Origin of the sequence: Streptomyces sp. NBC_01352 (assembly GCF_036237295.1) — a bacterium.
Classification (GTDB): Bacteria; Actinomycetota; Actinomycetes; order Streptomycetales; family Streptomycetaceae; genus Streptomyces; species Streptomyces plumbiresistens.
On the sequence record NZ_CP108354.1, the window covers coordinates 9757945 to 9777502 of the forward strand.

Sequence of the window (19558 nt, forward strand, 5' to 3'; positions counted from 1 at the left end):
GTGTCGATGAGCGCGGAACGCGCGGCAGCCGCCGCGGACACCGACCAGGGGGCGGCGCTGCCGCCGCCCCCTGGGTTCGACGCCGCCTGGACGCACCCCGTCCTGGGGCGTATGTGGCGCGGCCATCAGGACCGGAAGCGGCTGGACCGCCGGCATCCGTGGCTGCTCGACACCGCGGTGGTGCTGATCGTCGTGTGCGTCAGCATCCCCGACCTGATCTGGGACAGCGGTGACTCTCCCCTCAGGGAAGCGGACTCCCGTGACCAGCTGCCGTCCGCCGTCCCGCTCGCCTTCACCGCCGCACTCGCCATTCCCCTGTGGTGGCGGCGCAGGGCTCCGGCCCTCACCTTCTTCGTGATCGCTTCGGTGTTCCTGGCCCAGTTGTCGCTGGGCCTGTGGCTGCGGGCCGACATGGGCCTCCTCGTCGCCCTGTACACCCTGGCACGCCAAGGGTCGTTGCGGGTGCTGGGCTGGGCCTTCGTGATGGCTGCCACCAGTGTGATGGTGGCCGTCAGTGTCCCGGCGTATGTCGACGATCCGCTACTCGGTGTCTTCTACCTGATGGCGCCGATCACGGCGGCCACTGCCGTAGGCCTGACGCTCCGTATCCGCCAGATGTATCTGGCGGCGCTGGAGGACCGTGCCAGGCGTCTGGAGATCGAACAAGAACAACGTGTCCGGCTCACCGCCGCCGCCGAGCGCTCCCGGGTAGCCCGCGAGATGCACGACATCGTCGGCCACAATCTCTCCGTCATGGTCAGCGTCGCGGACGGCGCCGCGACCCTCGCCGCCAACAACAACGAGCAGTCCGCCCAAGCCCTGCGCATCCTCGGCGACACCGGCCGCCAGGCCATGAGCGAGCTGCGCCGGGTGCTGGGCGTCCTGCGTGAGGAGCAGGACGATGTGACGATGCTCAGCCCGCAGCCGGGGATCCGTGATCTGGATCCCCTGCTGGCTCGAGTGCGCGCAGCGGGACTGACGGTGACCTACCGAACCGTCGGCGACCTCGACCCACTGGGCAGCGGCGTACAGCTCAGCGTCTATCGCATCGTCCAGGAAGCCCTGACCAACACGCTCAAGCACGCGGGCAGGGACTCCACCGCCGAAGTCACCGTGGCCGCCGACTCGGGCAAGGTGCGGATACGGGTCGCCGACACCGGGGTGCCGCCGGGGGCGCCGCCGCGAGCGAAGCGGGGAACCCAGCTCGACGACCCCGGCCACGGCCTGGTCGGCATCCGTCAGCGGGCCGCCATGTACAGCGGCTCCGCCACCATCGGCCCACGCGGGACGGGACACGGCTGGACCGTGGAGGTCGTGCTCGACGTACCTGCCGCACCCGCCCCGTCGGCACCAGGAGAACACCTGCCATGACCACCATTCTCATCGCCGACGACCAGCCTCTCCAGCGCATGGGTGTCCGCATGCTCATCGAGGGCACCCCGGGCCTGACCTCGGTCGGTGAGGCGGAGCACGGTGCCGAGGCCGTCCGCATGGTCGCCGAACTCCGACCGGACATCGTGCTTATGGACATCCGCATGCCAGGCATGGACGGCATCGAGGCAACCCGTCGGATCATCGCCGCCGGCGGCCGTACCCGAGTGCTCATCGTGACCACCTTCGACCTGGACGAATACGCGTATGAAGGCCTGCGGGCGGGAGCCAGCGGCTTCCTGCTCAAGGACGCCCGCCCGGAGGAGCTCGTCGCGGGCATCCACGCGGTCGCGACCGGTGACGCCGTCGTGGCCCCCCGCCTCACCCGGCGTCTGCTGGACGCCTACGCCCACCAGGTGCTCGCTCCAGCTGGCACTTCCGCCCCAGAGGACCCCCGACTGCAAACCCTCAGCGAACGCGAACGCGAGGTCCTGGTCGCCATCGGTCAGGGCTGGACGAACACGGAGGTCGCCGAGCGGCTCGTCCTCAGCGAGTCCACTGTGAAGAAGCACGTCAGCCACGTTCTGACCAAGATCGGGGCGCGCGACCGGATCCAGGCCGTGATCATGGCGTACGACGCCGGGCTGGTCAGGGCCAGGTCATAGCCGGGAGCGCCCCGAAGCTGGCCGGCTCCCGGCGCTCGTCTCGTCGATGACGTCGGCATGCCCCCTTACCCAGCATGGAGAAGACAGGCATGGTCTCCGTACTCATCGTCAAACGACCAGTTCGTGCAGCGCCCCGCCTTGTGCGTGCTCCTGACCGCCGAGCCCGACCTGGTCGTCGTACGGTGCCGCCGGTGGCACGGGTGCGAGCATGCGAGGAGGGAGCCCTCCCGCTCACTGGGCGCCAGCGACCGGGGCAGGCGCGACGACGCGTCCCCGGACGACCTGACGGCGGCTGTCCGCGTGGTGGCAGCCGCAGGTGCCCTGATCACCCCCAGGCTGACACGCGCACTCATCGATGCCGTCCGTGAATAACGCATCGCTCGCTCCCTCCAGCGGGAGATCGGCCTCGGCACCCTCACCGGACGCGAACCACGGCGGACCGGTAGGAGCCGGTGATCGTCAGCCAAAGACGCTCGGCATCGTCGACCGAGGGATCCACCTGCGGCAGACCCGCCCAGAGCGCCCCCAGGGCAGCGTCCATCACCGCACGCCAGAACGCCGCCTTGGACCCGTACCGGTCGTTGATGAAGTTGTGGCTGACGCCCAGACGACGGGTCGGCTCGCGCCCGGAAGCACGGTCGTACCCCAGCTCCGCGAAGGCTTCCATTCCGCACTGGCCAAGGCCATCCCAGGGCGAAGGGCTACTTGACAGTTGTCAGAATACAGTTAATCTGACAGATGTCAGACGCTCTCCTGGTGGGCGGACACCGCAGCTGCTGTCTGCAGTGGCTGACCCCACGGGTCGACAAACAACCCAGGCGCGTCGAACACACCGAGCGGCGCTGGCTCACCGGCTGTGCCGGGCGACCGGACCGCGTGAAGAGCTGATCTATCGGAGCCCGTTCCGCCCTCCTGTCCCACGTTTCTGGAGTTTCGCCATGCCCAACGCCCCTGCCGAAATAACCACCTCCCTTCCGTCAGGCCAGAAATCACCCAGTCATCGCTGGTGGATCCTCGCCGTCATCGGGGTGGCCCAGCTGATGGTCGTGCTGGACGCCACGATCGTGAACATCGCGATGCCCTCCGCGCAGCAGGACCTGGGCTTCTCCAACGGAGACCGGCAGTGGGTCGTCACCGCCTACGCGCTCGCCTTCGGCAGTCTGCTCCTGCTCGGCGGCCGCATCGCCGACCTCTTCGGCCGCAAGATGACCTTCCTGGTCGGCCTGGTCGGCTTCGCCGGTGCCTCCGCCCTCGGCGGTGCCGCGGGAAGCTTCGAGATGCTCATCGCCGCCCGTGCGGGACAGGGCATGTTCGGTGCCCTGCTCGCCCCGGCCGCGCTGTCCCTGCTGAACACGACCTTCACCGACCCCAAGGAACGCGCCAAGGCCTTCGGCATCTACGGGGCCATCGCCGGCTCCGGCGGCGCCATCGGACTGCTCCTCGGCGGAGTGCTGACCGAATACCTCGACTGGCGCTGGACCCTCTACGTCAACCTCGCCTTCGCCGTCGTCGCCGTGACCGGCGGTGCACTGCTGCTCCAGCGCACCACGCGTGACAAGAACGTCAAGATCGACATCCCCGGCGCTGTCCTGGTCACCAGCGGCCTGTTCTGCGTGGTCTACGGCTTCTCCAACGCCGAGAGCCACGGCTGGAGCTCCCCGGCCACCTGGGGCCTCCTGCTGGCCAGTGCGGTCCTGCTCGTCGCGTTCACCTGGTGGCAGACCCGCTCGCCCCACCCCCTGCTGCCCCTGCGTATCCTGCTCGACCGCAACCGGGGAGCCTCCTTCATCGCCCTGTTGATCTCCGGCGCCGGCATGTTCGGTGTCTTCCTCTTCCTCACCTACTACCTGCAACTGAGCCTTGGCTACACACCTGTCAAGACGGGACTGGCCTTCCTGCCCATGGTCGCCGGGCTCATGACCGCTGCCATCCTCGCCACCAGCAAGTTCATCCCCCGCCTCGGTCCCAGGCCGGTCGTGTCGCTGGGCATGGGCCTCGCCGCCGGGGCACTGGTCTGGCTGACCGCCCTCGACCTGAACAGCAGCTACCTCACGCACATCCTGCCCCCGCTGGTCCTCACAGGCCTCGGCATCGGCCTGGTGATGGCCCCGTCCATGAGCCTGGCCACCGCAGGTGTGGGCGCCGAGGACGCCGGCGTCGCCTCCGCCACCGTCAACACCATGCAGCAGATCGGCGGCTCCCTAGGCACCGCCCTGCTGAACACCCTCGCCGCCAGTGCCGCCACCGACTACCTGGTCGGCAAGAACCCCAAGGACCCGGCCGTTCTCGCTCAGGCCAGTCTCGAGTCCTATTCCACCGCCTACTGGTGGTCGGCTGCCTTCTTCGCCGTCGGTCTGATCACCAGCGGTGTTCTCTACCGGCGTGGCGTACCGGTCGCCGACCCCGATGCCGCACCGGTGGTGCACATGTGAGGTCCAGGTCGGGTGGCTCTACCGGCCACCGTGAACTCTCCGGGTTTGGCGGGCATGCCGGATACTCCTGGTCTCGCGTTCCGATTTCTACCGGTTCTACCGGTGGCTGGCTGGCGCATCCGCGTGGGCCGGCCGGCCGGGCGGGCGAGGGTGGGTGCCGAGCTCGCCGAGCACCACCAACTACCCCGCCACCAGGACATATACCCAACGAAAGCGGAACCCGGCTGGTGCCGGGCGCCGAGGCCGTCCGCTGATTCGGGTACCAAACCCGCCCAGGGGCACGCCGGGACCTATTTGTCCGGCATCCACAGGCAAGCCACCGTTCATTGGCTCGGTGCTGGTGGGGCCGAAGTGGTCCGTAAGGTTCTTTCATCTTCAAGCACTCGCCGTCGCAGATCGCGGAGTGCGCGCTGCGTGGTCTCCCCCGAGTGACCCGAGTAACAGCCATCTGGAAGGCATCTCCGTGTCAATGACTCCCACACCCTCCCACCGCAGGAAGCAGCCCCTCTCACGGCGCGGCGTGATCGGCGCCGCGGGCGCGGTCGCCGTTGGTGGCGCTCTGACCCCAATGGTCTTCGCGGCCACCGACTCGGACTCCGGCTCCGGCACGTCCGACAACGCGTCCGGCACCCCGGGCACCGAGCCCCAGAAGTTCCCGGCCACCCGGACCGAAGCAGCCACCGGCACCGCCGAAGCGAGTGCCGCGTTCGCCATCTCGTACGTCGGTGTGCGCTGGACCGGCGCGGCGGACGGCGCCGGGATCAAGTTCGCGGACGGCGCCGCCTCGCCCGGCACGTGGCGGGATCTGACCGGCGGTTGCGCGACCGTCGAAGGCGGCGGCACGGCGTTGGTGGCGGCGGGGGACGCCACCACGTACGAGCTGAAGGCGCCGGACGGGACGAGCGCGGGCGATGTGCGCTCGCTGGCGATCGACACCAGCGGTGGGGCCGGAAAGACCTTCCAGGTGCCGACCGAGCCGACCCGCATGCGCGGCGTGCGGTACCTGTCACGGCCGGCGTGGGGTGCCGACGAGTCGAAGCGGTACAAGGACGGGAAGGTCAACTCCCCCGAGAAGTACTACGCATTGCAGACAATCACCGTCCATCACACGGTCACCCTGAACGACGACCCCGACCCGGCGTCGACCGTGCGCGGCATTTACGAGTACCACGCGGTCACCCTCGACTGGGGCGACATCGGCTACCACTTTCTCATCGACGAGGCGGGCACCATCTACGAGGGCCGTTACTCCGGCGACGACGGCATCCCGGCCTTCGACAAGGACGGCAACCTCGTCACCGCCTTCCACACCGCGGGCTTCAACTCCGGCAACCTCGGCATCGCCCTCCTCGGCGACCTGACCAGTCAGCCGCCGACGGACGCGGCCAAGGACTCGCTGATCCGCCTGGTCAAGATGATCGCCCGCTACAAGGGGTTGGACCCGCAGGCGCAGGTCACCTTCGTCAATCCGGTCAACGGCGTGACGAAGGACGTGAACGCGATCAGCGGTCACCGCGACTGGCTGCAGACGGAGTGCCCCGGCCAGACGATGTACGACCTCCTGGGCGAGGTCCGCACGGCGGCCGCCGGTACATCTTCCTGATCTTGGCTGACGCAGGACGGTGCTGAGGGGGCGACGGTCGTCGGCCCTCTTTCACGGTCAGGGCCCTGGATCACGCCCTCGGCGGGCGGCCGACTTCGCGGTCGGGGTGTGCGTCCGGGCAGGGGGTGGGGGCACGGGGGGGCGAAGGGGCGGCCGCGCGCGGCGGTGGCCGGGCTCGTGGGACGACCGGGCACTCCGGGAGTGTGCTACCGGCGCTGGCGGACGGTCGCCTCCGACGGGTGCAGTTCGCTGGAGGCTCCAGACTCGTCCCCCTCGTTCCACTGCGCGCCGATCCGGCCGCTGAGCTCGGCCTCGATCAGCTCTTGCGGCATGCGCTCGGCGACGTTGCGGACGAGCTCGATCCAGTCCGCCGTGCGTAGTGACTCCAGCAGGCGTTGTAGGCCAGACTGGGACAAGGCCATCGGGCACCTCCAGGGTTGAACTGGCCGTTCACCAGGGAGATTTGCACGGTGGCCTGCCTCATGCGCAGGGAGCGGAGACCGTCACTGGGTGCACGCCCCAGGCATCCGCCCGCGCACACCCGCACGGTGATCGGTTACACCACCACGCGGGACGCCATCAGATCGGCCAACCAGCGGAATCGGCAACTCGCCAAGGAGAACAAGCGCCTTCGCCATCAACTTGCCCTGGCGCTCGGCGATCAACGAGCCCGGCGACACACGGAACATCGCGAAACGAGAACGATCGGACCATGCTGACACCTCAATCCGGGCCACCCTCGACATGGTCGTGGACACCGTCCGAGACACGAACCCGCAGGTCACGAACTTCATTAACGAGCGAACTCGAGATAACGCTGGAGCGGATCAACCGCGAGATCAAGCGCCGCACCGACGTCGTGCAGGTCTTCCCCAACTCCGCCGCCCTCGACCGACTCGCCGCCGCGATGCCGGCCGAACTCCACGACGAATGGCAGGTCTTCGACCGCCGCTACCTCTCACCACCCTGTGAATATGTTTAGAGTTTCGTCGACCATCACCAGGGAAAACGCGGCCCCATGTTCTGACATGTGCCTATTCCGGGGCCCTTCTCCGGACCGAATTCCGCCCCATGTTCCCTTGACGTTCCAAACAGCGCTCACCATGATCGCGGCATAACGTCAGTGGGCATACAACTCGGCCCGCTCCGCGCGGTTTTGTGCGGCTTCAGCCGCCCCCGCCGCCATTCTGAAACTCCTCCGCGCCCCCCACCAACTCCCGCACCATTGGAGAACCACCCGTGCCCTCACGTCACCTTGATTCCGTCCGGCGCCGATCCGCTGCGCGCGACCACCGTCTCGCGGTGGGAGCCGCCGCCGTCCTCCTGCTCGTCACCGCCTGCGGGTCCGGTGCATCCGGATCGTCGGCTTCGATGAACTCGAACTCCGTCACCGCGTTGTCCCACGCCGACCGCACGGGCGGCAGAGCGGCCGCGCAGGTCCTCACTGCCACCGAGGAGTTCCTGGCCACCCTGGACGACTCGCAGAAGACCTCCGTGCAGGGCGAGCGAACCGCGGCCAACCTGGCGCACTGGCACAACTTTCCCGACGGGCTCTTCGAGCGCGCCGGACTGCGGATGGACACCCTGGACGCCGAGCAGCAGGACGCGGTCCTGAAGATCCTCGCGGCGGCGCTCAGCGACGAGGGCTATGCGCAGGTCAACCAGATCACGTACGGGGACGGCGTCTACGCGGAGCAGGCCGAGCTGCCCTACGACTACGGCGCCGACCACTACTGGATCCGGATCCTCGGCGAACCGTCCGAGACCGGGCAGTGGACGATCCAGTACGGCGGCCACCACCTGGCCGTCAACGTCACGATGACCGCGGGCAAAATGACGCTGGGCCCGACCCACTGGGGCGCCCAGCCGGCGTTCTACGACAAGGACGGCCAGGAGGTCGAGCCGATGAAGGGCGAGACCGGGAAGGCGTTCGCGGTCGCCCAGTCGCTGACCGACGTGCAGTTCGACACGGCCGAGCTGGACACCCCCGTCGAGGAGATGATTCTGGGCCCGGGGCAGGACGGCAAGACCCTGGAGCCCGAGGGGCTCAAGGCCTCTGCCATGTCCGCCAAGCAGCAGAAACTGCTGCTCGACCTGGTCGATGAATGGCTCACCACACTCAACGACGAGCAGGCCAGGACCAAGCTGATAGACGCGCGGAAGAACCTGAAGGACACCTACTTCGCCTGGTCCGGCTCCACCGAGAGCGACGCTCTGATCTACTACCGGGTGCAGAGCCCGTCCTACACCATCGAGTTCGCCCACGCGAAAGCCGGGCCCGGCACCACCCGCGGCACCGACCACATCCACTCCATGTACCGGGAGAACGGAAACGACTACGGCGCCGAGGACTAGCCGGTGGCCCTCACACGCCGCCTGGCCCGGTGGACGGCAGCCGTGACGCTGGCCGTCGCCGGGTCGGGCCTCGCCGCCATACCCGCCGAGGCGCACCCGAACGACGAGGTGGTGCAGCAGGTGTACCTGACGCCCACCACATCCCGGCTCGACGTCGAACTCGCCCTCACACCAGGTGTGCTGGTGGCACCGGCCTTCGCCGAGTCCGTCGACACCGACGGCGACCAGGAGTTCGGCGCCCGCGAAACGGCCGCCCACGTGGACCGCGTGACCTCGGCCCTCGGGCTGCGCGTGGACGGCCGGGCCGTCGAGCTGACGGTCACCGGGAGCGAGTACCCCCCGTACGAGCTGATCGCTGCGGCGGGCGGTTCCGTGACCGTCGTTCTGACGGCCGAACTGCCGTCCGGAAGCGGGGAGGTGGAGTTCACCAACGACTTCGACCCGGACGCCCGTACGAGAGTCCAGGCGAATGTGCTGGTCGCGTCCGCCGACCCTGTACGCCCCAGCGGCTTCGAGCGCGCCGACGACGGGCGGACCATGACGCTCACGTTCGGTGGGGCGGGTGCCTCGGCGGCCGGAAGCACCGGTGAGGAGAAAGCGGCGGCCCCGGAGGACGGGAGCGGCGCGATGCTGGACGCGTTGCGCGACCCGCTGTCGTCGCCCTGGGCGCTGCTCCTGCTGATCGGCACCTGCGCCCTGCTCGGCGCCTTCCACGCTCTGACACCGGGCCATGGCAAGGCCCTGCTCGCCTCCTACCTGGTCGGCGCGAACAGTACGCCCAGGCAGGCGGTCGTCCTGGGCGCGGTCATCACCGTCACGCACACGGCCTCCGTGATCGCGCTCGGTACGGCGGTCCTCTTCGCGGGGCAGTTCGTCGTCCCCGAGGTCCTCGTCCCGACCCTGGAGATCGGCGCCGGGGCCGTCGTGCTCGTCCTCGGCGCACGCCTGCTGCTGCGCCGGTGGCGCCACCGCGACAACCCCGGCCACGACCATGGACACGGGCACGAGCACGGGCATCACCATCACCGTCACGGGCCCGGCGAGCAGCATCACCACCAGCATGAACCAGGGGTGACGCTCGTCGCCCCGGCGCCCGAGGAAGTATCACCGACGCCGCCGGCGATGCCCTCGACCTTCCGCGGCCTCGCTGCCATGGGCGTCTCGGGCGGGATCATCCCGTGCCCGGAAGCACTCAGCGTGCTCCTGCTGGCCATCGGCCTCAACCGCACGGCCCTGGGCCTGGCCATGATCGTCGCCTTCAGCGTGGGTCTGGCCGGCGTGCTGGTCGGGCTGGGGCTGATTCTGGTCAGTGCCCGTACCAGGCTGGAGCGGTTCCGGCGTCCGGGCCACAGCCCGATGGTCCACTGGCTGCCGGTCCTCTCCGCAGCCGTCGTGACCGTCCTCGGCCTGACCATCGCGATCAACGGCATAAACGGACTTCTGACGTAAGACATCTGACCCGAACCGTGCGGCGGCGGACGCGGAGGAACACTCTGGAAGCAGTGGTCCCGGAGGTGATCGTCCTGACGCACACCGCAGTCGGATGGCATGTCGAGCTCGAACTCGAGGACTACGATCATCGCCCCCCGGGCGGCGGCGCTCGTGCGGCTGCCCGACACCAACTCGCAGCAGTCGCTTGACACACAGAGGCGCTAATCAGCGGTCTGTCGATGCCTCCGCATCCGGTCCCCCCCCAAGACATGCGATCGACAGGGGGTCGGCGAGCCCGAAGTCGTCTTCCGCATGGACGAGTTCGGGCCGCTCAACCTGCAGCCCCATCCCGGCCGGCAGTGGGCCGAACGCGGAGGCCGGCACAAGGTGCGCCTTCGGCCCCGAACCGACCGGGCCCGTTCTGGAGCACTTCCTCGGGCAGTTCGAGCAGGGGGACGACTACCTCTTCGACTTTGTCCACCAAGTGGAGATGGAGACCTGGTACACCGGCCGCGTCGTCCTGCTCGGCGATTCCGCCTGGTGCCTGACGCTGTACTCCGGCATGGGCGCCTCCACTGCCCTGGTCGGCACAGACCTGCTCGGCACTTTGCTGCAGCGCAACGGCGGCAACACCGCCTGGATGCTGCGCCTGTATCACGCCGACGGGAATGCCGCGGCAGACATCCGCCACATCACGGCCCCTCGTCCATCGCCACGAGTTGACACATGACACAACTTTACATGTAGTGTTGCTTCACATTTTGGCAAGGTCCCCCCGGGATGCGCCGAAGACCAGATGGGACGTACCTGTTCGCCATGACCACTCCACAGACATCTCCACCTCGGGCCTTGATCGTCGGGCTCGGCATCAGCGGCATATCCACCGCGATCGCCCTGCACAAGGCCGGCTGGAACCCGGTCGTCATCGAGAAGGCGGCCACCCGGCGCGGAGGTGGCTACTTCATTGGGATGTTCGGTTCCGGCCGGTTCGCGGCCGAGCGGCTCGGCATCCTGAAAGGTCTGCACAACCGCATTCCGAACCCGAGCGTGATCTACGAGGTCGACCGTGCCGGTCATCGCCAGCCGGGCGTCGGCTTCGGCGACATCCCCGACGGCCCGTGGATGATGATGCGCGGCGACGTCGAACGAGCGGCCTTCGACGCACTGCCCACCGAGGTCGAGGTCCGCTATGCCACCGTGCCCGAGCAGATCGAGCAGGACGCCGACGGCGTGACGGTGACCCTGCGCAACACCGCAGACGAAACGACCCGCAGCGAACGCTTCGACCTGGTCGTCGGCGCCGACGGGCTCCGCTCCACCGTGCGCAAGCTGGCCTTCGGCCCACCGGAGAAGTACCTGCACCGTCTCAACTACATGATCGCGGCATTCGCACTGCCCGACGATCTGCCCGGTCTCCCCCGCAGCGAGGGCGCGATCCTGGCCGAACCGGGCCGCTCGTTCTGGGTCTTCCCCTTCTCCGACCGCCCCTCCACCGTGCTGTTCTCCTACCGCACCGACGACGTCGACGCCGAGTTCACCAAGCCGGCCGCTCAGCGCATCCGCGAGGTCTACGGCACCGAACCGCTCGGGGCGATGATGGAGGCCGCCGTGCAGGTGCTGGAATCCAGCAAGGAGTACCTGTTCGACTCCGTCGAACAGGCCCGCCTGGAGCGCTGGCACCACGGGCGGGTCGTCCTGGTCGGCGACGCGGCCTGGTGCCCCTCCCTCTACTCCGGCATGGGCGCCACCAGCGGTATCGCCGGGGCCGACCTCCTCGGCATCATGCTGCAGCGCCACCCCGGCGACCTGGAGGCGGCATTGACAGCCTGGGAGGCCAAGCTGCGCCCCTACATCGGGGCCTACCAAAAGACCGGCGTCAGTAACCGGATCACCTTCACCCCCAGCACCCGAGCCGAACAGCGCCGTCGCGCGGTGTCCATGCGCCTCCGGCGGGTGCTCCTCGGCAGCCCGATGCTGAGCCGGCTCGTGGCGAAGAGCAAGCAGATGCGCATCCGCAATGAGGACCTCGCCGCCGCATGACCAGGAGTTCATTCGGTCGAGCACATGCAGACCGAGGCCGTCACCTGCGCTGAGCAGGTCGTCGGGCGCTGGCAGTGCCGTTCGCTGGGCGGGGCCGTCCCGAGGGCAGTGTTCAGTGCGGTCGAGGCTTCCTCCCTGCTGCCGCTGCCACCCACCCTGTTCACCCTGGCCCGCTGGTCGACGGCCACCGTCGGCCCGGAGACCCGCATCAAGGCCGGCCGCACCCACTGCTCCGTACCCGGAAACTGATCGGCCGCAGACCGCTCGACCATGGTGCAGGTCTTCCTCGACGGCGACCTGGTCAAGTTGGGGTGGTAGGTGCGGCCTGCCCGGGCGAAGTCGTCGAGCGGCGCCTTCTCTGGCTAGGGCGGCGTTCAGCGGGCGCCGCCCTAGTGCTCTGACCGGGAAGGTTCACCGGGGCGCAGGTAGGGACGAGTGGATGGGGCGCGATCTGGTCGGGGCATGCATCAGCCACTGTGGAAACAGTTGGACACGTCCTGGACTCTCCACGACGATTCGAGCTGTGACAGACAAAGTCGAGCGCCGGACCCCGGCACCCACGAGCCCGAAGTCCGTGCGATTTGTTGAGTTGTCGAGCACGACCATGAGGGCCTTGCTGAAGGACGACCTGGCTCGCGCGAGTGCCGAAGCAGGTGTCGCTCTCACCGAGTACTTCGTCACCGACACGGCAAAGTGGGTGTGGCAGTATCGGGTCAATCAGCTGACCTCGGACCCGGGTTACACGGGGTGGCTCACTGAGATTGTGGTGGCCGAGCCGGAAGGTGCCGTCGTGGGGTATGCCGGGTTCCATGGGCCGCCGGATGAGGCGGGGATGGTGGAGCTCGGTTACTCGGTGGTCCCCGTCTACCGTCGTCAGGGCTACGCCAGGGCGATGCTGACCGCGTTGGTGCATCGGGCCGTTGCCGAAGCCCGAGTCGGGACCGTGCGGGTGACGATCAGTCCTGACAACGCCGCATCCCTGGCCACGATTTCGGGGTTTGGCTTTGTGGAGGTCGGAGAGCAATGGGACGAGGAAGACGGCCTCGAAGTCATATTTGAAGTTCCTGTCTGATCAAGCTGCTGCTGGAAGAGGTCGGCCTCCCCAGCGGATGCCTCTCTCGCTTCGGATGCGGGCGCGTTCCTTGCGCTGGGCGGCGAGCACGTCGGGGTGGCGGGCGTTGGCGTTGCGCCAGCGCACCCATGAGGGCCGGGCTTGTCAAGGACAGACAACTGCCTGGCCCAGTGTGCTCACGGCTGGTGCTGGGCGGGGAAAAGGCTGTGTCTCTTCGGCCGGGGGTTGTCGGTGGTCCCCGGAGGTAGGTCGGGCGGAGAAGGTCTCACACGCACCCATTCGGCTCCGTGCACCGCTGCCGGGCCGGCGCCATGACCCTGGTCCGGGGTCCGGGCTGCTCATTCAGGTAGTCGAGCGCGGCGGGGCCGGCTCATGCGTTGACGCGAGCGCACCCGGGGTCGGCAACCTCTCGGGGAGGAAGTGTGGTGGTGTCATCGGCTTTCGGCTGCCTCCCGGACCGGACGGGTGTCCGGCTGGCAGGCGTCGTACTGGACGAGCAGATGCCAGGCGCGGGTGAGGAGTTTGCGGGCGATCGCGATCGTGGCGATCTTTTTGCCGCGGCGGTGGGCGATCTGCTGGTAGCAGGCGGCGAACTGCGGGGATCGTTTGGCGGTCTGGGCCGCTTCGCTGAGGATCCAGCGCACCCATGGATCGCCCTGTTTGGAGATGTGGCCGTAGCGGACGGTGCGGTCCGAGCCGCGGACGGTGGGGGTGAGTCCGGCCCAGGAAGCAAGGTTGCGGGCGGAGGGGAACCGGTGGATGTCGCCGATCTCGGCCAGGAGGAACAGGGCGGTGAGCGGTCCCACTCCCGGCAGGGTCGTCAGGACCTTCACCCGCGGGTCGGCCCTGGCCGCGGCCGTCAGCTCGGCGTCGAGCCGGTCGATGGGGACCTGCACGGCATCGATCAGCTCCAGCAGATCGGTGACCACCGTGCGGGAGGCTGCCGGCAGCGGGAGCTGGTCCAGCCACACCCGTCCGGGGCCGCTCCAGCAGCTGCGGCTGGTTCCCCGGTCACAGCCGTGATCGGCCAGTACGGCGTGGATTCGGTTGCGCAACAGGGTCCGCAGCCGGACCAGTTGGGTCCGGTGTCGCAGTATGGCCCGCTGTTGTCGGACCGGCGGCGGGGCGATCCATGCCTCGGGCAGCAGGTCGGCCCGCAGCAGGTGGGCCAGGGTGGCCGCGTCGACCTTGTCGTTCTTCAGCCGGGCCGAGGCGATGGCCTTGCACTGCAGCGGATGGACCAGGTGCGGCTCGAAGCCGTGCTCCTGGAGCAGTTCCACCAGCCAGCCCCAGCCGAAGGCCGCCTCAAACGCCACCGGGGTACCCGCCGGAAGATCCCCGATCACCCCCAGTACCGACATCCGCCCGTTGGGCACGTTCCTGTTCACACCGATTGCGCCGCCTTGGTCGGCGACGGCGATCTGCGACCTCTTGCGATGTACGTCGATCCCGACGTAGACAGACATCCCGGGCCTCCTTCCCGAGCTCGTATGAACACCCGGAACCAGAATCCACCGGGCTGAGCACGGAAGGGGGCCCGGCCCTCATAGCGTCAGGTAGGCGTGCGGGGCGCGGGTCTGCACGGTGTGGTTGTGGTGGTTCGAGTTGGCGATGGTGAACTGCCTCAGCGGTCCAAAGTGTGCCTCGATCGGGTTTGCCCACGAGGCGTAGGTCGGGGTGAAGCACAACTCGACCTTGTGCTTCTTCGCCCAGCTCCGGATGTCGGCGCCCTTGTGGGCGGACAGGTTGTCCATGATCACGTAGACCGGGGCGCCGTCGGGCCGTGCGGCGCGGATCGATTTCAGCGCGGCGAGAGTGTTCGCGGCGCCCTTCTTGCGGCGCGCCGTTGCTCGGCCCAGCCAGGCTCTACAACGAAGGTAATGGGCGAAGGGGCGGCCGCGCGCGACTACCTGGAAGGTCGATCGTCCCCCGGGGCGTACCGGCCCTACGGCTCCTGAGCGGCCCGCCGGATGCCCGGCGGGCCGCTTCGGCTCACCCGCCCGTGAGGCCGGTCCGCGAGGTCACCCACGACTCTGGTGGCGAACCGCCGGTTCCGGCGGGCCCGTGGGCGCCGGCTGATCGATCAGCGGAGGAAGCAGGATGCGGAAGGTGGCGCCCAGGCCGGGGGCCGAGTCGAGCTCGACGCGTCCGCCATGGGCGGTGACCAGGGACTGGACGATGGACAGGCCCAGACCGGTGCCGCCGGTGGCACGGGTGCGAGAGGTGTCGACGCGGTAGAAGCGCTCGAAGACACGGCTGCTCTGGTCCGAGGTGAGACCCGGTCCCCGGTCGGAGACCTCCAGGACGGCCTGGCCGCCGACCGTGCCCACGCCGATGCGGATGGGTGTGCCGGCCGGTGTGTGGGTGACGGCGTTGCCGACCAGGTTGTAGACGACCTGGCGCAGCCGGGCCTCGTCGGCGAGAGCCGGTGCGGAGGAGGGCTGCCCGTCACCGGCCGGGCCGGTGAGGGTGACGGGCCTGGCCGGATCCAGGGCCCGTACGTCGTGGAGGGCGTCGGAGGCGAGAGTGCGCAGGTCGGCCGGGGCGAGGTCGAGACCTGGCGGGGAGCCCAGCGCACGACGGATCGTGGGCTGTCCCGTGGTCTTCAGCACGTGTTCGTCGAGGCGGGCCAGCTGGAGCATGTCCTCGACGAGCCGGGTCAGACGTTGGGACTCGCGGGCGATGCGGGCCATCGTGGCGTCGATGTCCTCGCGGTCGGGCAGGGCACCCATGCGGTGCAGGTCGGTCAGGCCCTTGATGCCGGCGAGCGGGGTGCGCAACTCATGGCTGGCGTCGGCGACGAACCGGCTCATCCGCGTCTCGGACTCGGCGCGGGCGGCGAATGCGGTCTCCAGCTGCCCGAGCATGCCGTTCAGTGCGGCGGCCAGACGGCCCAACTCCGTCTTCGGACCGGCCAGTTCGGGCACCCGGCGAGAGAGGTCGCCGCCCGCGATCTCGGCGGCGGTCTGCTCGACCCGGGACAGCGGACGCAGCCCGGAGCGGACCGCGAACCAGCCCGCCACGGCCAGGACGGCGAGCAGGATGAGGCCGGTGGTTCGGTAGTTCTCCCACATGCGGCCCACCGTGGCGTCCACCTGGTCCGACGACGTCGCCACGACCACACTGCCGGAGCCGGCCGACGTCGTCGCCGTGGCTCCGGGAAGTTCGGCACCCGCCGCCCTGGGCACGGCGAGCACGCGCCAGCGCGCGTCGCCCTTCGTGCTGCCGACTGTGAACGGACGTCCCTCGCGCGCGGCCACCGCGGCCGTGTCGAGCCGGGGCAGCGCCGGGCCACGCGCGTTGCTCGTCCGGTTCGCCCCTGCGAGGGAGTCGATGCTCCTCTCGACGGTGCCGTCCTTGGCCACATAGGTGATGACGGGGTTGCCGAGGACGTCCGTGCTGAAGTCGGCGAGGGCCGGCGGCGGCTTCCGCCCGGCCCCGTTCTCCGCCACCGTCGGTGGGAGCACGGTGAACACCTGGGCCGTGGCACGGAGTTGGGAGTCGAGGCGGTCCTCCATGTAGCCGCGAAGGGCGTTCCCGGTGACCAGGGCGAAGGCGGAAAACCCGGCCGCCAGCAGGGCGACGGCCAACAGCAGCACCCGGCTGCGCAGGGACGCGCGCGCCCAGAGCGCACGGACCCGGCGGGGCGGGGTCATGACTTCGGTCCGCGCAGCACGTAGCCCACGCCGTGCACCGTGTGGATGAGCTTCGGGCCACCGTTGTCGATCTTGCGACGCAGATAGCTGATGTAGGTGTCGACGATGCCGGTGTCGCCGTTGAAGTCGTAGTCCCACACCCGCTGGAGGATCTGCGGCTTCGAGACCGTGCACCCGGCGTTGGTCATCAGGTAGCGCAGCAGCCGGAACTCCGTGGGTGACAGGCGTATCGGCTCGCCCGCCCGGGTCGTCTGGACGCCGTCAGGGTCGAGTTCCAGGTCGGCCACGCGCAACAGTGCGGTCGGGTCGCCGCTTGTGCGGCGCAGCACGGCGCGGATGCGCGCGATCAGCTCCTGGAGGTCGAACGGCTTGGTCACGTAGTCGTCTCCACCCAGGACCAGGCCCTCGATCTTGTCCTGAGTGGCGTCGCGGGCGGTGAGGAACACGACCGGGATGTGCCCGCTGCGGGGCGCCCACGCGGGCCGGTGCTGCTCGCGCAGTCGCCTGATCACCTCGAAGCCGTCCAGGTCAGGAAGCATCACGTCCAGCAGGACCAGATCCGGCGAGACCTGCCGCGCACGGTCCAGGGCCTCCTGGCCCGTCCCGGCCGCGGCGACGGTGAAACCGGCGTGTCGTAGGGCTGCGCACAGCAGTTCCCGCACGGTGGGCTCGTCATCCACGACAAGCAGGTTCACGCCCGTGGCGGCCGCCGTGACGGGATCGCTCTCGATGCCGGGGCCAGGCACGGCGGAGCGCTCAACAGGTGTCAAGGAAGCCTCCAGGCAACCGGGAACACGCTCCCGGCCCCGCCGGACACCGGCAGATGGCCAGACAGCGGGGGCATGGCACAAGACGCACGGCGCGCGGCAGCCGGCTCAGGCAGGATACGTAAGAAGGCTGTTCTCATCGCGTAAAGCCCGCGATCACCGCGTTAGGCGGTGAACCCGCACCGCGGCCAGCAGGCTCCCTGCGAATCCGGCGAGACCCCCGACGAGCAGCCCGAATCCAACCGTCCGCAGCACGCTGCCACTCAGCCCGGCCTGCATTCCTCCCATCTGGCTGCCGAACATGCTGACGCCGAAGTGCCCGGAGGCCCCCGCCAGCCAGGCCGCCACGCCCAGGACGACGGCCGTGACGACACCGAACCGTTCGGCCATGCCGAGGTGCCCGGCCAGTGGCCCCCGGTAGGGGAGCATCGGGAGCTTGTGGCCGGGGGGCGTGGCCCGGGCGGCCCGGTAGGCGCAGGCGAGCAGGATCAGACCGGTCACCGCGAGGGCTGCGAGCCACAGCGGCCATCCGCCCGCCGACAGGGACCTCAGATGTTCGGTACGGTCGGGCTGCTCGGTGCCGCCCATGTCACCCGTGCCACCCATGCCGCCCATGAGAGCGGCGAGCGGGTTGCCGCTGTCGTCGCTCTGCACCGGGTGCACTTCGGCCGTCCACGAGGAACCGACACCGAGGCTCAGGAACACGGCCAGGGCGTTCGGGACGAGCAGCAGGGCGGCACCCGCCGCCGAACCCGCCCGGCCACCGACCACCGTCCCGACGACCGCAAGGGCCACCAGCGGTACGGCCGCCAGGACGAGGGTCGTGCGGACGACGACCGAGAGGCTCGGGCCCCAGGCGGTGCGCAGACCGTCGAGCGCACCGCCCAGCGGCAGCCGCACCCGGCGGCTGATCAGGCATCCCGTGCCGAGTGCGACGGCCACCCACAACACCGCGCCGAGGCCCGCCGATCCCGCGCTCACGTCATACGTCATTGCCGACTCGGTCCCCGTACCGCCACCGCCCATGAGACCGCCCAGACCGCCGGTCCCGCCGAAGCCGCCGGCAGACTCGTCCCCGTCGGTTCCTCCTCCCATCCCCGTCATCGCCGACGCGGGCATGGTGGCCGATCCCTGTGCCAGGCCGGCCACGATCATGAGGGTGACCAGCGCCGCGGCTCCCGCTCCGGCCGCCCGCGCGGCCAGGTCACCGCCGGTGAACCGCCGCTGCTGCCCCTGACGCAGCCGCCGGGAGAACGTGATCCACAGGACGACGGCGCCGACCAGCGTGACTCCGAGCGGCACGGCATCGGCCGCACCGCTCATCGACGGACCCAGCCCACCGCCGCCGAACAGGGAGGCCAGCCCGCCCATCGACCCGGTATCCGTGGAGACATCCGAACCCGCGCTCACTGACGCACCCACGGCCATGGCTGTCAGGGCCATCGTCAACGACCACAGCGATCCGAAGGACTTCGCGTCGAGCAGGAGCAGCGCCAGAGCGGACACGGTCGCCATCGCGGCCACCGCGCACAGCGCGGCAGCCGCCCCTTCCAGAGCGTTCTGCCAGGGACCGATCAGCCGCACCGGCGCGGTGCGCTGTGGGGAACGCGGACTCGTACCGGCACCGGTCTTGGACGGGGAGAGGGGCGTGGTGGCTGCCATGGAGGAAACACTCCGCTTCGCTGGCGGGAAGCACGCGGCGCCGAACGGGGGGAGAGCGCGGCGCCGCGTGCTGGGGGGGACCCGCACACAGTGGCGGTGCCGGGTACGACGTTCCCGAGAGGTTCTGGGAGCTTTCTGTGAGCCGGCGGGAGAGCGGTGCAGGTCACGGAGCGCGCACCACCGAGGTACCGGCCCTCTTCCCAGAAAGTTCCCAGAACCTTGTCTACGGACGGGCGTGGCATGGCGGGAGCCGTGCAACAGATGCATTCGCGGCACATGGGAAATGATCACTCGAAGTCGCCGCTTCACCCGGGCCGGCTGGTTGTCGGAGAACCAGGTGCCAGCGCGGTGGCGGCAGGTTGGAGTCGCTGGGCTTCCCGAAACAGGGTGTTTGTTGTGCTCTCTCGCTGTCGGCGTGACTGACGCGAGCCATCAATGGGCGGAGCACGGCGCTGCAGAGAGGAGCATTTTGCGGTCGCGGCGACCGGCATGTCGAAGAACCGG

Annotated in this window: 15 protein-coding genes and 5 pseudogenes; 12 read left to right on the forward strand and 8 right to left on the reverse strand. The window is 69.3% G+C overall.

Annotated elements, in window-relative coordinates:
• Window positions 1-6: 6 nt before the first annotated feature.
• Window positions 7-1371, forward strand: coding sequence for a sensor histidine kinase (locus OG252_RS44675; protein WP_329343462.1), 1365 nt, complete (start codon window positions 7-9; stop codon window positions 1369-1371).
• Entirely contained in the window at window positions 1368-2036 is a 669-nt protein-coding gene (locus OG252_RS44680; RefSeq protein WP_329343464.1) for a response regulator transcription factor, read from the forward strand. Before OG252_RS44675 ends, OG252_RS44680 begins: the two co-directional genes overlap by 4 nt.
• 433 nt (window positions 2037-2469) lie before the next feature.
• Here OG252_RS44680 and OG252_RS44685 read toward each other — a convergent pair.
• Window positions 2470-2703: pseudogene (locus OG252_RS44685) on the reverse strand (TetR/AcrR family transcriptional regulator); the annotation flags it as partial.
• 271 nt (window positions 2704-2974) lie between these two features.
• Between OG252_RS44685 and OG252_RS44690 the strand changes: the two are divergent.
• Both OG252_RS44690 and OG252_RS44695 read left to right on the forward strand, forming a co-directional pair.
• Window positions 2975-4468, forward strand: a complete 1494-nt coding sequence (locus OG252_RS44690; protein ID WP_329343468.1) for an MFS transporter — start codon at window positions 2975-2977, stop codon at window positions 4466-4468.
• A 469-nt stretch (window positions 4469-4937) separates the two neighbouring features.
• The gene (locus OG252_RS44695) at window positions 4938-6071 is read left to right on the forward strand and encodes a peptidoglycan recognition protein family protein (protein ID WP_329343470.1); all 1134 of its coding nucleotides are present in this window, start codon (window positions 4938-4940) and stop codon (window positions 6069-6071) included.
• Between the two features lie 206 nt (window positions 6072-6277).
• On the opposite strand, the gene OG252_RS44700 is transcribed toward OG252_RS44695, so the two are convergent.
• Window positions 6278-6487, reverse strand: coding sequence for a hypothetical protein (locus tag OG252_RS44700; RefSeq protein WP_329343472.1), 210 nt, complete (start codon window positions 6485-6487; stop codon window positions 6278-6280).
• A 401-nt stretch (window positions 6488-6888) separates the two neighbouring features.
• Here OG252_RS44700 and OG252_RS44705 point away from each other — a divergent pair.
• The 8 genes and pseudogenes from OG252_RS44705 to OG252_RS44740 all read left to right on the forward strand — a co-directional run.
• A pseudogene (locus OG252_RS44705) lies at window positions 6889-7053 on the forward strand (transposase); the annotation flags it as partial.
• 389 nt (window positions 7054-7442) lie between these two features.
• Complete coding sequence (locus tag OG252_RS44710) at window positions 7443-8426, forward strand: DUF3500 domain-containing protein (protein ID WP_329343474.1); 984 nt, start codon at window positions 7443-7445, stop codon at window positions 8424-8426.
• A 3-nt stretch (window positions 8427-8429) separates the two neighbouring features.
• On the forward strand, window positions 8430-9875 hold the full coding sequence (locus OG252_RS44715) for a nickel/cobalt transporter (protein WP_329343476.1): 1446 nt from the start codon (window positions 8430-8432) through the stop codon (window positions 9873-9875).
• Between the two features lie 270 nt (window positions 9876-10145).
• Window positions 10146-10280, forward strand: a pseudogene (locus OG252_RS44720) (IS630 family transposase); the annotation flags it as partial.
• Between the two features lie 67 nt (window positions 10281-10347).
• Window positions 10348-10587 carry a hypothetical protein gene (locus tag OG252_RS44725; RefSeq protein ID WP_329343478.1) on the forward strand — a complete coding sequence of 80 codons (240 nt, stop codon included), beginning with the start codon at window positions 10348-10350 and terminating at the stop codon, window positions 10585-10587.
• 86 nt (window positions 10588-10673) lie between these two features.
• Window positions 10674-11897, forward strand: a complete 1224-nt coding sequence (locus OG252_RS44730) for an FAD-dependent monooxygenase (protein WP_329343480.1) — start codon at window positions 10674-10676, stop codon at window positions 11895-11897.
• 24 nt (window positions 11898-11921) lie between these two features.
• Window positions 11922-12146, forward strand: coding sequence for a hypothetical protein (locus tag OG252_RS44735; protein WP_329343482.1), 225 nt, complete (start codon window positions 11922-11924; stop codon window positions 12144-12146).
• 355 nt (window positions 12147-12501) lie between these two features.
• Window positions 12502-12969: a GNAT family N-acetyltransferase gene (locus tag OG252_RS44740; protein ID WP_067444711.1), complete on the forward strand. Its 468-nt coding sequence runs from the start codon at window positions 12502-12504 to the stop codon at window positions 12967-12969.
• Here the strand turns inward: OG252_RS44740 and OG252_RS44745 are convergent.
• The 6 genes and pseudogenes from OG252_RS44745 to OG252_RS44770 form a co-directional block, all read right to left on the reverse strand.
• A pseudogene (locus OG252_RS44745) lies at window positions 12970-13095 on the reverse strand (IS630 family transposase); the annotation flags it as partial.
• A 305-nt stretch (window positions 13096-13400) separates the two neighbouring features.
• Entirely contained in the window at window positions 13401-14435 is a 1035-nt protein-coding gene (locus OG252_RS44750; RefSeq protein ID WP_329343484.1) for an IS110 family transposase, read from the reverse strand.
• A gap of 87 nt (window positions 14436-14522) precedes the next feature.
• Window positions 14523-14810, reverse strand: a pseudogene (locus tag OG252_RS44755) (transposase); the annotation flags it as partial.
• Window positions 14811-14990: 180 nt separating this feature from the next.
• The gene (locus OG252_RS44760) at window positions 14991-16625 is read right to left on the reverse strand and encodes a sensor histidine kinase (RefSeq protein WP_329343485.1); all 1635 of its coding nucleotides are present in this window, start codon (window positions 16623-16625) and stop codon (window positions 14991-14993) included.
• On the reverse strand, window positions 16622-17356 hold the full coding sequence (locus OG252_RS44765) for a response regulator transcription factor (protein WP_329345362.1): 735 nt from the start codon (window positions 17354-17356) through the stop codon (window positions 16622-16624). Before OG252_RS44765 ends, OG252_RS44760 begins: the two co-directional genes overlap by 4 nt.
• 192 nt (window positions 17357-17548) lie before the next feature.
• The gene (locus OG252_RS44770; RefSeq protein ID WP_329343487.1) at window positions 17549-19054 is read right to left on the reverse strand and encodes a streptophobe family protein; all 1506 of its coding nucleotides are present in this window, start codon (window positions 19052-19054) and stop codon (window positions 17549-17551) included.
• Window positions 19055-19558: the final 504 nt, after the last annotated feature.